This is a genomic window from Streptomyces sp. NBC_01451 (assembly GCF_036227485.1).
Taxonomy (GTDB): domain Bacteria; phylum Actinomycetota; class Actinomycetes; order Streptomycetales; family Streptomycetaceae; genus Streptomyces.
Genome location: NZ_CP109479.1, coordinates 6,007,764 through 6,020,858, shown reverse-complemented (window position 1 = coordinate 6,020,858; position 13,095 = coordinate 6,007,764). Strand labels below are relative to the sequence as shown.

Sequence of the window (13,095 nt, the reverse complement as noted above, 5' to 3'; positions counted from 1 at the left end):
CCGAGCCTGTCAACGGCGCGTGACAGGCTCGGTTCGGCTTGATGTCGCTGGTGTTACTTAAGCCGCTTCCGGCGAGGATCACACCTCGGCGTAGCTGAGCTGCGGCTTTGCTTCGGAGGGGGTGGTTTCCGTGGCTTGTACACCCGCCGGGCGGCGAAGGTATACGGCCCAGGTGACCAGGAAGCAGACCCCGTAGAAGGCGAGGAAGGCGAGGAAGGCTCCGGTGCCGGAACCGACGCTCAGGAACGACTGGCGGAAGGCGAGGTTGATACCGAGGCCACCGAGCGCGCCCACCGCGCCGATGATGCCCATGGTGGCACCGGAGAGCCGGCGCCCGTACGCGGCGGCCTCCTCGCCCTCAAGCCCCTTGGCGAGTGCCTTGGCCTGGAAGATGCCGGGGATCATCTTGAAGGTGGAGCCGTTGCCGAGGCCGGTGAGGACGAACAGGGCGATGAAGGCGACGGTGAACAGCGGCAGCGACTTCTGGATGGAGGCGAAGACAATGACACCGGTGGCGCCGGCCATGGCGACGTAGTTCCACAGGGTGATCTTCGCGCCGCCGTACTTGTCCGCGAGGGCACCGCCGATGGGCCGGATCAGCGAGCCGAGCAGCGGGCCGATGAAGGTGACGTACGCGGACTGGAGCGGCGTACGGCCGAACTGGGTCTGGAGGACCAGGCCGAAGGCGAAGCTGTAGCCGATGAACGACCCGAACGTCCCGATGTAGAGGAACGACATGATCCAGGTGTGCGCGTCCTTGACGGCTTCCTTGGCGGCGCCCGTGTCGTTCTTCAGGTGCGCGATGTTGTCCATCTTGACCGCGGCGAGGACGGCGGCGATGACGATGAGCGGGATGTAGATCCCCAGGAGCACCCGGGGGCCGCCGCTCGCGCCGATGACGGCGAGGCCGATGAGCTGCACGACCGGGACACCGATGTTGCCGCCGCCGGCGTTGAGCCCGAGAGCCCACCCCTTCTTCCTGAGCGGGAAGAAGGCGTTGATGTTGGTCATGCTGGAGGCGAAGTTGCCGCCGCCGATGCCGGCGAGCATGGCGCAGGCGAGGAACGTGTTGAACGACGTCCCCGGCTCCATGACGACGAACGCCGCGATCGTCGGGATGAGCAGGAGCGACGCGGAGACGATCGTCCAGTTCCGGCCACCGAAGAGGGCTACGGCGAAGGTGTAGGGGACGCGGACGACGGCGCCGACGGCCGTGGCCATCGACACGATGAAGAACTTGTCGGCCGGGGTGAGCCCGTACTCCGGTCCCATGAACAGCACCATCACGGACCACAGCGTCCAGATGGAGAAGCCGATGTGCTCGGAGAGCACGGAGAAGAACAGGTTGCGGCGGGCGACCTTTTCGCCGGTCGCGTTCCAGAAGGCCTCGTCCTCGGGATCCCAGTGCTCGATCCAGCGGCCTCCCTTGCCGGGTGCGGGGGCTGAACTAGGGGCTGTCATGACGCCTCCACGGTGGTCCGGGGCTCGGGTGGTTCTTTTTTGGGGTGCTGAGCGGTGATGAGTCCCGAAGGTAGGTAGAGCGCGTTTCCGCCCTGTGGCTGTGGGTGACCGGAAGGGAACTTTGCTCTCACCCCGCGAGGAGGTGGGATGAGAGGTTACGCAGACGGAGGTCACGGCCAGAGCACGGCGGTGCCTCTTGAGGGGTACGGGGCCCCGCTGTCCTCCGGCGGACCCCGCACAGGGAACGGGAGGGTCCATGACCGCCGGGTACAGGTCCGACGGGCCCAAGGCACGGGCTGCTCAGCGTTCCTTCACCGGGAAGGTTCTCTCCGCGACAGGTTCCTCCCCCAGGGAGCCGTCAACATCGTCAGCGTCCTCGCCGTCGGGTTCAGCTGGATGCCGCCGGCGATGCTGCCCTGGGAGAAGCTCGGACTCGGGGTTCTGGTCGGCAGACGGATCACGGCGCGCGGGCGCCCGGGGTCACCTCAGCCGGAGTGAATTCGCCAGTTCGTCGGCCATCGTGCCCCACCCCTCGCCCAGCCCCAGGGACGCCCACAACAGCCGGCACTCCAGTGCCGTGGGGTGCCTGCGCGGGAGGACGTAGTGGGCCACTCCCTCCACGATCTCGCCTGTGTCGGCTTCGGGGGCCGTGGGTTCCATACGGTGCACACGCAGCGCCATCGGCAGCCGCTCCGTCCCGTAACCCCGGCGGGCGGACGCCCTGCTGCCTCCGTCTGCGTACTCGGCCACGACAGCGGTAATACCGGTATCGCTTCGCATACCGCCCGCGCGGACGACTCCGTCCGTACGAACTCGATCTCGTCGCCCGGGCCGTCCTGCTACTCCTGCGCTGGCCCGATCGCCCATCGCCGATCGGGCCCGGTGGCCGGTGCCTGGTGACTCGGGGCCGGTGGCCGGGAGGCCGGGGCCGCGCGCAGAGCGGCCCCGGCACCCGGCAAGGTGCCGGATCGTCCCGCTCCCGGGCTCTCCCACTCTCAAACTCAGCCCCGCCGTCGCCCGCCCCCGCGTTTCGCCCCGTCCGGCCACAGCCGTGGGCTTCGTTTGGCCGCGACGTCCTCGATCCAGCCCAGGGCCAGTATCGTCAGGCCGATCAGGGGCCAGACCAGGACGAACATCCACAGGTTGTACGTCGTGTCCAGCGCGGACACCAGCCCGTCGGTCATGAACGGGAGTTCGTACAGACGGTCGATCAACGGGACCGTGGCCATGATGAGGAAGTTGTGCCAGAGGTAGATCGTGACCGCCCGGTTGTTGGAGAGCGTGACCAGCCGGTCCCACTTCGCCAGGCGCCCCGGGAGTTCCTGCCACGACGGGGAGTACTGGAGGAGGATCACCACGAACCCGAACGACCACATCGCCTGGGCCAGCGGGATGTCGTTCAGGTCCCAGCCGTCGGGACCCTTGTGGCCCGAGGCCCACCAGATGCCGAAGGCCATGAGCAGGGCAGCGCAGGACACGGACACATAGCGCGGGATCTTCTTCAGCAGGCCCTCGTGATGGGCGAAGCCCAGCACCCAGCAGCCGCCGTACACCGCGAAGTCGGTCACCGCGTTGCCCGTCTCGCCGGGGATGGAGACAACTCCCGTCCCGACGACCGCCGTCAGGGCCAGCGGGGCGAGCAGCGTCGGCCACGGGAACCGGCGGAACGCCCACAGCAGCAGTGGTGAGGCGATCACGAACCACAGGTAGGCGCGCAGGTACCAGAGGGGGCCCGCGGCCTGGACCGCCCAGGTGTTCTCCAGGATGCCGGACTGGGAGCCGACGCTCCACGGGTAGGGCGGGGCACCGATCGGGATGATGTAGTTCAGCAGTTCGACCAGGCCCCAGGTGCCGCCGTGGTCGGGATCCTTGGTGGGGTTCCAGCCGCCGAGGAACATCAGCGCCAGCGCCACCACGCTGAACGCCCACAGCGGGGGCAGCAGGCGCCGGATCCGGCCCCGGATCACCCCGAGCGCCGGGCGCTTCAGGGAGCGGGCCATCAGGGAGCCCGCCAGCGCGAACATCACGCCCATGGAGGGGAAGAGGACCGTCAACCAGGCCCAGCCGAACAGGTGGTACACCACGACCCGGACGAGGGCGATGCTGCGGAGCAGGTCGAGATAGCGGTCGCGGCCCGGCTTCGCCGCGCGGGGCGAACGGGGCTCGGCCTCGGTCGTCTCCTCGGGCGCCGACTGCCGCGGAACGCCGTACGAGGGCGTGGTGGTCTCGTCGTACGGCGTGGTGGCCGCCGTATGTCGTTCGGTCATGCCACGGGCCTCCTGTCGGCGCTGCCGCTCGTCCGGGCGGCCGGTACGGGTTCCGGCGCCGACCCGACGACGCCGGTGCGCCGCAGTTTCTGCCAGCGCAGCCGGCCGCCGGTGAGGGCGGTGATCCAGGACTGGAGCAGGACGACGTACATGAGCTGGCGGTAGAGGATCTGCTGCAACGGCAGCGAGATGAGGTGGGTCATCTTCTCGCGGTCCAGGCGGAACGCGTACGCCGCGCAGATCAGCTGGATGGCGAGGACACCCAGCCAGGCGAGGACGGTCTTCTCGGTCGGGCCGAAGACCAGTCCGTAGAGCAGGAACACGTCGATCAGGGGCGCGAGGAGCGGCGCAACCACCATGAACAGGGAGACGAAGGGCAGGCCCACGCGGCCGAAGCGGCCCGACGGACCCCGTTCGACGACGGAGCGGCGGTGCTTCCAGATGGCCTGCATGGTGCCGTACGACCAGCGGTAGCGCTGGGACCACAGCTGCTGGACGGACTCCGGGGCCTCGGTCCAGGCACGCGCGTTCTCCGCGTACACGACCCGCCAGCCGTCGCGGTGCAGGGCCATCGTGATGTCGGTGTCCTCGGCGAGCGTGTCGTCGCTCATTCCACCGACCCGCTTCAGGGCCGACCGGCGGAACGCGCCCACCGCGCCGGGGATCGTCGGCATGCAGCCCAGGACGTCGTACATACGGCGGTCCAGGTTGAAGCCCATCACGTACTCGATGTGCTGCCAGGCGCCGATCAGGGAGTCCTTGTTGCCGACCTTGGCGTTGCCGGCGACGGCGCCCACGCGCGGGTCGCCGAAGGGCTGGACGAGTTCGCGGACGGTGCCGGGCTCGAACACCGTGTCGCCGTCCATCATCACGATCAGGTTGTAACGGGCGTTCGCCACACCCCTGTTGAGGGCGGCGGGCTTGCCCGCGTTGAGCTGGCGCACGACGCGTACGTTCGGCAGGCCCATGTCCTCGACGATGCGGGCGGTGCCGTCGCTCGACCCGTCGTCGATGACGATCACCTCGATGGGATGCTCGCTGCGCATCAGTGACCGCACGGTGGCCTCGATGCACTTGGCCTCGTTGTACGCCGGGACGAGCACCGACACCGGTTCGGTGACCGGCGGGCCCCAGCTGAAGTCGGGGCGCCGGGTGCGGCGGGCGTGGAGGACGGAGAGCAGCAGCATCAGGCCGAACCGGGCGAACACCAGGACGCCGATGACCGCGAGGCCGACGACCAGTGCGTCGGTGATGTTGTCGGAGGCCTGGACCAGGAACGTCCACGCCCTGCCCTTCGCCAGTTCGACGCCGGCGACCGGTGTGTGCGCGCTGGGCGCGTCCAGGGCCTCGGTGAGGTTCTGGAACCGGTACCCCTTCTTCTTCATGTCGGGCAGGAAGCGGTCGAGGGCCTCGACGGTCTGGTGGCGGTCGCCGCCGGAGTCGTGCATGAGGACGATCGCGCCCTTGCCGCCCTTGGGGGTGGCCTCGCGGATGATCGCGTCGACGCCCGGCTTGCGCCAGTCCTCGCTGTCCGTGTTGTTGACGACGGTGATGTAGCCGCGCTTGCCGATGTACTCCGTGACCGGCCACGACTTGTTGTCCATGGCGTCGGCGAAGGATGAGTACGGCGGCCGGAACAGCGAGGTGCGGATGCCCGCCGCACCGGCGAGCGCCAGCTGGTTCTGGGACAGCTCCCAGTCGATCCGGGCCTTCGACTGGAAGGAGAGGTCGGGGTGGTTGAAGGTGTGCAGCCCCACCTCGTGGCCCTCGGCCACCATGCGCCGTACGAGTTCCGGGTAGCGCGAGGCCATGGTGCCGGTGACGAAGAAGACCGCGTGCGCGTGGTGCTTCTTGAGGACGTCCAGGACCTTGGGGGTCCACTTGGGGTCCGGGCCGTCGTCGAACGTGAGGACGAGCCGGTGGTCGGGCATCCGCAGGCTGGTGGTCTGGCCGCTTCTGGTGTCGATGACCGGGCCGCCCTCCAGGATCTTCTCCGGCACCCGGTCGGCGGAGGCCTCGGTCTGGATGCGGTGGTCGGCGAGGATTTCGCTGTGCACGTACCCGCGCAGCATCAGCATCGCCATCAGGGCGACCAGGATGAGCGAGGGAAGCAGCAGGCGCATGGGCAGCCGTCGGCGCCGGGCGGCGGCGCCCCCGGCGCCGTTGCGGGCGCCGTGGCGGCGGGTGCGGGATGCCATCAGAAGTTGCTCTCCGGGGACGAGGAGATCAGAACAGGGGCGGCAGAGACAGCGGATGTCCTGCTGGGTGGAGTGAGCGGGGCAAGCGGCGTGAGCGGCGTGAACAGGGCACGCGGGGCACCGGTGGGGGCGGGGCCGTCCGTTCGGCCGGGCTCCCGGCGAGCGGGGTCGGGTCGCCCGGTCCGGCCGGACCGCCTGCGGCCGTGCCCGTGCCGCCGTCGGCGGCGGACGGGCGGGCCGACCGGATGCCGGCGCCGCGTGGTGCCATCACGAACTCCTACGCCGTCGCGCCGGCCGGTGCCGACGAGGTGCCCGGGTCGCCGGAGGCGGCGGGGCCACCCGGTTCGGCCGGGCTCTCGGCGATCGGGGTCGGGTCGCTCGGACCATTGGCGACCGTGCCGGTACCGCCGTCGGTGGCCGGGGAGGGCGACGGCGACGGGTCGGGCGAGGTGACGGCGCTCTCCGACGGGCTCGGCTCCGGCGCGCTGGACACCGACACGGACGGCTCGGGATCCGGACCGGGTGTGGTGGTTCCCGGGTCGGGCTTGCCGACGGTGGCGGAGGCCCTGGGCGCGACGGACGGACCCGGGTTCGTGGCACTGGGTGAGGCGCCCGGCGTGACGGCGGCGGTCCCCTTCGACGGAGTGGCCCCCGGGCTCACCGACGCGCCCGGGACCTGGGTGACCCCGGCCGGGTCCGACGGCTGCACCGACTCGGCGGGCAGCGGCGAGGTGTCGACCTTGCCCGCCGGCTGCTCGTCCTGCTGGCCCGGTACCGGCAGCCAGGGCGCGTCGGAGTTGCCGGAGAGGAGGGTGGCGACGATGACGACGGCGTACACCGCGCAGGAGATGCCGACGACGATTCCGATCCGGCGGTACCGGCGGCTGCGGCGGCCGGTCTCGTCGACGAAGACGGGACCGTCACCGGAACCGGCGTCCGAGCCCTCCTTGGCCTGCCGTACGAGGAGTTCCTCGACCTGCCGGCCCACTCCGTCGAGCTGGACCGTCACCTCGTGCGGATCGTGGGTGTGGCCGAACTCCGCCGCGTTCTCCCACGGGGTGTCGGGGAACGTTCCGGTTGTTCCGGTCACTCTGGTGGCTCCGTTTTCGCCCGAGCGCGGCTGGGCGTGCGCGCCTCTGACTCCGGATCGCCCGACGCGCACCGGTGCTCCGGCATCCCTCTGCCGGGGAACAGGACCGGTGCCGCCTGGGGTAACTCCGGGTAGCTGCTGGGTTCCGAGCACGGTGGCGCCTTCGGCGTCGGACCGTTCCGGTTGGGCGTCTTCACGCCACTTTTTCACACGCACGCACATCCCCCCACGGGAACCTTTCGGGCGCGTGTACGATTCCGGGATTCTCGTACTATCGATGTTCGAATCGGACCCCCATCCGATCCGAGCGCCCCCATTTATCACACTGCATCCGGGCCACGAATGTAGCGCACATGGAGGTCCTGTGTTTGCCATGTGCTACTTGTGAACCGAAATGAGGTCACTGTCACTGGCCGGAATCCAGCCGCCGACAGGTCTCCGCAACCACCCCTCCTCCCCGGCGAGCCCGACCGCGGCCCGTCGCAGAGCGTGAAATCCCGGGTGCGCCAGACCGCCCTTCCGCCACACCAACGACACGGGGGACAGCGGAACGGGGTCGACCAGCGGTCGCACCACCATCCGGGGCAGCGCCGGGAAATCCACCACGGCGAGGACCGGGGTCCGCAGCTTCGCCATGATCCGCTGGAACTCCTCGTCGCCCACGGCGAGCGGCGCTGGTGGCGCGATCTCGATGCCGCGCCCCTCGAACAGCTGACGCGCGAGGTCGGTCCACTCCGGGGTCCGGGGGTTCCCGGCACCGGCGTAGACGGTCTCCCCCGCCAGCGCCGCCAACGGCACCTCAGGCAGCGCGGCCAGCCGGTGGTCCTCGGGCAGGACGATCGCCATCGGCTCGTAGCGCACGATCTGCTGGTCCAACTGCGCCCGCAGCACCGGATCCAGGCCCGCGAACCGGCCGAACGACGCGTCGAGCCGGCCCGCGAGCAACTCGGCTGCCGCGAAGGTGAGCCCGCTCTCGAACCGGGCCATCAGCTCGTACTCCGGGGCGAGTTCACGCGCCCGGTGCAGCACCCGCCGCCCGGTCGTGAGCCCCGGCGAGTTCAGATCCACCAGCAGCGGCCGGGCCTCCCCGAACACGGCGAGCAGCTCGTCGTGGGCCGCCAACACCCGCCGGGCGTACGGCAGCAGCCGCTCACCGTCGGCCGACAGGGTCACCCGCCGGGTCGACCGTACGAAGAGATCGGCGCCCAACTCCCGTTCCAGACGCCGGATGTCACGGCTCAGCGCCTGCTGGGCCACATAGAGGCGGGCGGCGGCCCGGGTGAAGTGCAGTTCCTCGGCGACGGCGACGAAGGCGCGGAGGAGACGGGGATCGAGATGCTTCGGGGCGGACATCCGGCGAACTTACAACGAGAGTGCGTCAATCGCCGGGGACCAGGTGTTGGACCCCGTGATCGACTCCGGGCGACGGTGGGCGCATGCCGCAGCCACCACCACCCCGACCGCCCTCCCAGCCACTGTTCACCGTCACCCAGGACGCCCTGGTCATCGCCGACTTCGGCCACCGCACCCGGAAACGCACCACCGTCGACCGCCGCCCGCCCGGCCCGTACCGCCGCCTCTTCGCCGTCCCGGGCGCCCGCGCCTTCACCGCCGGGAACCTGATCGCCCGGCTCCCCATGGGGATGTTCAGCGTGAGCGCGGTCGTCATGATCGCCGGGTCGCGCGGCTCGTACGCCCTCGCCGGCGCCGTCACCGCGACCGGACTCGCCGCGACAGCGGTGGTCGCCCCCTGGACCGCACGGCTCGTCGACCGGCACGGCCAGGCCCGAATCGCCGTACCGGCCACGGCACTTGCCGCCCTCGGCTCGCTCACCCTGCTGCTCTGCGCGCACTACGGCGCCCCCGACTGGAGCCTCTTCGCCGCATACGCCGCCACCGCCACCACCCCGAACACGGGCGGTATGTCACGCGCTCGCTGGGCCCATCTCCTGAACGGCGACGAGAAGGCCCTGCACACCGCCAACTCCTTCGAACAGGCCGCCGACGAGCTCTGTTTCATGCTCGGCCCGGTCCTCGCGACCCTCCTCTGCGGGGCGCTGTTCCCGGAGGCGGGCACGCTGGTCGGGGCGGTCCTGATGATGACCGGCGTTCTCCTCTTCGCCGCCCAGCGCTCGACCGAACCGCCCGTCCGACCCCGCGCCGAAGGGCTTCACACGCGCGGTACGTCTCCGCTGCGCGCCGCCGGGATGCGCCCGCTGCTCGCCGTGTGCCTGGCCACGGGTGCCGTGTTCGGGTCGATGGAGGTCGTCACGATCGCCTTCGCCGACGAGCGGGGGCACCGGTCGGCTGCCGGTGCCGTCCTCGCCCTCCAGGCGGCCGGGTCGTTCGCGGCCGGTCTGTTGTACGGCGCGCTGCGGCCGGCCGGGCCCGCCGAGCGGCGCCACCCCTGGTGCCTGGCCGCGATGACGGCACTGATGACGCTGCCGCTGCTCGCCGCCGCCCTGACCGGCTCGCTCCTCGTCCTCGCGGGCGCGCTGCTCGTGGCGGGGACGGCCACCGCGCCCACCATGATCACGAACATGACCCTGGTGCAGGGCCGCGCCCCCGAGGGCCGCCTGAACGAGGGCATGACCCTCGCGGTGACCGGCCTCCTCGGCGGCATCGCCTGCGGCTCGGCGGCCGGCGGGTGGGTCGCGGAACACGTGTCGGCCACGGCGGGGTTCGGCGTCCCGGTCGCGGCTGCGGCGGGCGCGCTGCTGCTTTCGCTGCTCGCACCCGCACTCACGAACCGGGGCTTCGCCACCGGTACTTCACGGACCGAGGCACCGGCGCCGACCGCGCCGTCCGCATGACCCGCGGGCCAATTCGCGCGCACCCCATTGACTCGCCCTGACGCCACACATACCTTCGCCCGTCGAAGCGCTTCGACTACACGCGTCGAATCAGTTCGACGACCCTGCACGACAGGTGACCGAGATCCATCCGACTCCCCTGGAGGCACAGGATGTTGACGGCGACAAAGCACGGCAGGTTCATGATAGCGGCGGCCTCGTCCCTGGTCGGGGCCCTGTTGCTGGCCTCCTGCGGCGGCTCGGACAGCGGATCGTCCGACGGGAAGACCCTGCGTCTCTGGCACTACGAGGGCCCCGACAGCGCGATGGGCATTGCCTGGAAGGCGGCGATCGAGGAGTTCGAGGCAACGCATCCGGGGGTCGAAGTGGAGTTCGAGGAGAAGGGCTTCGAACAGATCCAGAAGACCGCCCCGATGGTCCTCAACTCCTCCGACGCGCCCGACCTGATGGAGTACAACAAGGGCAACGCGACGGCCGGACTGCTCTCCGCACAGGGCCTGCTCACCGACCTGACCAGCGAGGTGACGAAGCGCGGCTGGGACAGGAAGATCGGCGCGGGTGTCCGTACCACCAGCCAGTACGACACCAACGGCGTGATGGGCTCCGGCAGTTGGTACGGCGTGCCCAACTACGCCGAGTACACGATGGTGTTCTACAACAAGGACCTCTTCAAGGAGCACGGGATCGCCGTCCCGACCTCCCTCGGCGAACTCACCGCCGCCATGGACAGGTTCGTCGCCGAGGGCATCACCCCGCTGGCGAGCGCGGGCGCCGAGTACCCGGCCCAGCAGTACCTGTACCAGCTCGCCCTGTCGAAGGCGGACCGCGCCTGGGTCGACAGGTACGAGCTGTACAAGGGCAAGACGGACTTCCACGACGACGCCTGGACGTACGGCGCCGAGACCTTCGCCGACTGGGTGGAGAAGGGCTACTTCGGCAAGAACTCCAGCGGTCTGAAGGCGGAGGACGCCGGGGTCTCCTTCATCCAGGGCAAGAGCCCGATCCTGTTCTCCGGCAGCTGGTGGTACGGCCGCTTCAAGAGCGAGGCGAAGTTCGACTGGGGCACGTTCCTGTGGCCCGGCTCGGGTCTCTCCCTCGGCTCCGGCGGCAACCTGTGGGTCGTCCCCAAGGGCGCGAAGAACAAGGAACTCGCCTACGACTTCATCGACATCACCATGTCGGAGAAGATCCAGAACCTGCTCGGCAACAAGGGCGGGGTCCCGGTGGCCGCCGACCCGGCCGCCATCACCGACCCGCAGGCCAAGTCGCTCATCGCCGACTTCAACACCCTCTCGGGCAGAGACGGGCTCGCCTTCTACCCCGACTGGCCGGTGCCCGGCTTCTACGACGTCCTCGTCTCCGAGACCCAGAAGCTGATCACGGGCAGCGCGAAACCGGACGCGGTCCTCGACGCGTTGCAGGAGGCGTACGACAAGGGCGTACCGAAGACATGACGGTCACCGTCGAGCGGACCGGCGGCCGGGGCCGGGGCCGGGTCGTCAACAGCACCCGGCGGCAAGGAAGTTCGGGGCACCGCAGGGACTCGTACACCCTCTTCCTCCTCCCCGGAGCGGTCGCCTTCCTCGCCGTGATCGTCGTGCCGTTCCTGATGAACACCGGCGTGAGCTTCACCGACTGGCGGGGCGTGGGCTCCCCGGAATGGTCGGGGCTCGCCAACTACCGGGCGCTGCTGGACGATTCGGAGTTCTGGACGTCGTTCCGGCACAGCCTGTTCATGGTGGTGGCGATGGCGGCCGTACCCACCGCGGTCGGACTCGTCCTGGCCGCCGCCCTGTTCGACTACGTCGGCAAGCGCTTCGGGAGCCGGTGGGCGGCCGTGCTCCGCGCCTGCTTCTACCTCCCACAGGTGCTGCCGATCGCGGTCGCCGGCATCGTCTGGAGCTGGATCCTCGCGCCCGACAACGGCTCGCTGAACGAGGTGCTGAAGGCCGTCGGGCTGGGCTCCTGGCAGCAGGACTGGCTCGGCGACCCGGACATCGCGCTCTACAGCGTGATGGGCGTCATGGTCTGGGTCCAGCTCGGCTTCCCGCTGGTCGTCTTCATGGCGGGCCTGCAACGCGTCGACCCGCAGCTCTACGAGGCCGCCGAACTGGACGGCGCCGGCTGGTGGCGCCGCTTCCGGCACATCACGGTCCCGCAGATCCGCCCCGAGATCTACGTCGTCCTCACCTGGTGCACGATCGCCGCGCTGAAGGTGTTCGGCGCGGTGTACGTCCTGACGAAGGGCGGCCCGGGCGGCGCGACCAACGTCCCGTCCTACTTCTCCTTCACCACGTTCTTCGAGAAGACCCAGGTCGGCTACGGCGCCGCCGTCTCCACCGTCCTGACGGTGATCATCCTCGCCGTCTCGCTCATCGGCCTGAAGGTCCAGACCCGGGCCGAGGACGCCGAGGACGCTCCGACGGGGGTACGGACATGACGACCGCCCTGCGCCGCTACCCGGTGCTCATCGCCCTCGTCCTCGCCGCCCTGTTCATGGTCGTGCCGTTCCTGATCGTCGCCGTCAACGCCGTGAAGTCGCCCGCCGAGTACTCCGCGAACGGACCGCTGAGCCTCCCCGAGGGCCTCTACCTCGACGGAATCAAGGACTTCTGGGAGCGGGTCGACTTCGGGCAGAAGCTCGTCAACTCGGTACTGATCAGCGGGTCGGTGGCCGCCTTGGCGGTCGTCCTGTCGGTGCTGAACGCGTACGCGATCGGCATCGGCCGGATCAGGGGCCGCACCTGGGTGCTGGCCTTCTTCGTCCTCGCCAACATGCTGCCGCAGGAGGCGCTGGTCTACCCGGTGTACTACCTGAGCAAGGAAGCCGGCCTGTACGACACCCGGTTGAGCGTGATCATCGTCTTCACCGTGATCCAGGCGGCCTTCGGCACGTATCTCCTCTCCTCGGTGCTGGGGCAGTTCCCCCGGGAGATCATCGAGGCCGCGCGGATCGACGGCGCGAACAAGTGGCAGGTGCTGTGGCGGATCGTCGTCCCGGTCAGCCGCCCCACCCTCGGGGTGCTCCTCGTCTTCTTCTTCATCTGGACCTGGAACGAGTTCCTGCTCCCCCTGGTGATGCTGATCTCCAACGACAACCAGACGGTGTCGGTGGCCCTCGGCGTCCTCCAGGGCCAGCGCCTGATGGACGCCACGATGACCAACGCGGCTGCCCTGCTGGGTGTGCTGCCCGCCCTTGTCTTCTTTCTCGCCTTCCAGCGAACGCTCACGCGCGGCATCGCCGTGGGTGCCGTCAAGTAGTCCAG

The 13,095-nt window shown here is 69.8% G+C and carries 10 protein-coding genes; 4 read left to right on the top strand and 6 right to left on the bottom strand.

Annotated features, from left to right (window positions below):
- Positions 1-78 precede the first annotated feature (78 nt).
- The 6 genes from OG595_RS26415 to OG595_RS26390 form a co-directional block, all read right to left on the bottom strand.
- Complete coding sequence (locus OG595_RS26415; RefSeq protein WP_329276185.1) at positions 79-1,461, bottom strand: nitrate/nitrite transporter; 1,383 nt, start codon at positions 1,459-1,461, stop codon at positions 79-81.
- 480 nt (positions 1,462-1,941) lie between these two features.
- Entirely contained in the window at positions 1,942-2,211 is a 270-nt protein-coding gene (locus tag OG595_RS26410) for a hypothetical protein (RefSeq protein WP_329276183.1), read from the bottom strand.
- Between the two features lie 251 nt (positions 2,212-2,462).
- The gene (locus OG595_RS26405; RefSeq protein ID WP_329276181.1) at positions 2,463-3,728 is read right to left on the bottom strand and encodes an acyltransferase family protein; all 1,266 of its coding nucleotides are present in this window, start codon (positions 3,726-3,728) and stop codon (positions 2,463-2,465) included.
- The gene (locus tag OG595_RS26400) at positions 3,725-5,926 is read right to left on the bottom strand and encodes a polysaccharide deacetylase family protein (RefSeq protein WP_329276179.1); all 2,202 of its coding nucleotides are present in this window, start codon (positions 5,924-5,926) and stop codon (positions 3,725-3,727) included. The genes OG595_RS26405 and OG595_RS26400 overlap by 4 nt, the downstream gene beginning before the upstream one ends.
- Positions 5,927-6,203: 277 nt before the next feature.
- Positions 6,204-7,016: a hypothetical protein gene (locus tag OG595_RS26395; RefSeq protein WP_329276177.1), complete on the bottom strand. Its 813-nt coding sequence runs from the start codon at positions 7,014-7,016 to the stop codon at positions 6,204-6,206.
- Between the two features lie 378 nt (positions 7,017-7,394).
- Positions 7,395-8,369, bottom strand: a complete 975-nt coding sequence (locus OG595_RS26390; RefSeq protein WP_329276175.1) for a LysR family transcriptional regulator — start codon at positions 8,367-8,369, stop codon at positions 7,395-7,397.
- An 83-nt stretch (positions 8,370-8,452) separates the two neighbouring features.
- Between OG595_RS26390 and OG595_RS26385 the strand changes: the two genes are divergently transcribed.
- The 4 genes from OG595_RS26385 to OG595_RS26370 all read left to right on the top strand — a co-directional run bounded on the left by OG595_RS26385 (position 8,453) and on the right by OG595_RS26370 (position 13,090).
- Entirely contained in the window at positions 8,453-9,829 is a 1,377-nt protein-coding gene (locus tag OG595_RS26385) for an MFS transporter (protein WP_329276173.1), read from the top strand.
- Between the two features lie 152 nt (positions 9,830-9,981).
- Entirely contained in the window at positions 9,982-11,283 is a 1,302-nt protein-coding gene (locus OG595_RS26380) for an extracellular solute-binding protein (protein WP_329276171.1), read from the top strand.
- Positions 11,280-12,269 (top strand): carbohydrate ABC transporter permease, encoded by a 990-nt coding sequence (locus OG595_RS26375; RefSeq protein WP_329276169.1) that lies wholly within the window; start codon positions 11,280-11,282, stop codon positions 12,267-12,269. Before OG595_RS26380 ends, OG595_RS26375 begins: the two co-directional genes overlap by 4 nt.
- Positions 12,266-13,090: a carbohydrate ABC transporter permease gene (locus OG595_RS26370; protein ID WP_329276166.1), complete on the top strand. Its 825-nt coding sequence runs from the start codon at positions 12,266-12,268 to the stop codon at positions 13,088-13,090. Before OG595_RS26375 ends, OG595_RS26370 begins: the two co-directional genes overlap by 4 nt.
- Positions 13,091-13,095: the final 5 nt, after the last annotated feature.

Bases quoted from the DNA above. Each gene is read 5' to 3' on its own strand.
- OG595_RS26415 (WP_329276185.1), bottom strand. From the start codon at position 1,461: ATGACAGCCCCTAGTTCAGCCCCCGCACCCGGCAAGGGAGGCCGCTGG.
- OG595_RS26405 (WP_329276181.1), bottom strand. From the start codon at position 3,728: ATGACCGAACGACATACGGCGGCCACCACGCCGTACGACGAGACCACC.
- OG595_RS26400 (WP_329276179.1), bottom strand. From the start codon at position 5,926: ATGGCATCCCGCACCCGCCGCCACGGCGCCCGCAACGGCGCCGGGGGC.
- OG595_RS26390 (WP_329276175.1), bottom strand. From the start codon at position 8,369: ATGTCCGCCCCGAAGCATCTCGATCCCCGTCTCCTCCGCGCCTTCGTC.
- OG595_RS26385 (WP_329276173.1), top strand. From the start codon at position 8,453: ATGCCGCAGCCACCACCACCCCGACCGCCCTCCCAGCCACTGTTCACC.
- OG595_RS26380 (WP_329276171.1), top strand. From the start codon at position 9,982: ATGTTGACGGCGACAAAGCACGGCAGGTTCATGATAGCGGCGGCCTCG.
- OG595_RS26375 (WP_329276169.1), top strand. From the start codon at position 11,280: ATGACGGTCACCGTCGAGCGGACCGGCGGCCGGGGCCGGGGCCGGGTC.
- OG595_RS26370 (WP_329276166.1), top strand. From the start codon at position 12,266: ATGACGACCGCCCTGCGCCGCTACCCGGTGCTCATCGCCCTCGTCCTC.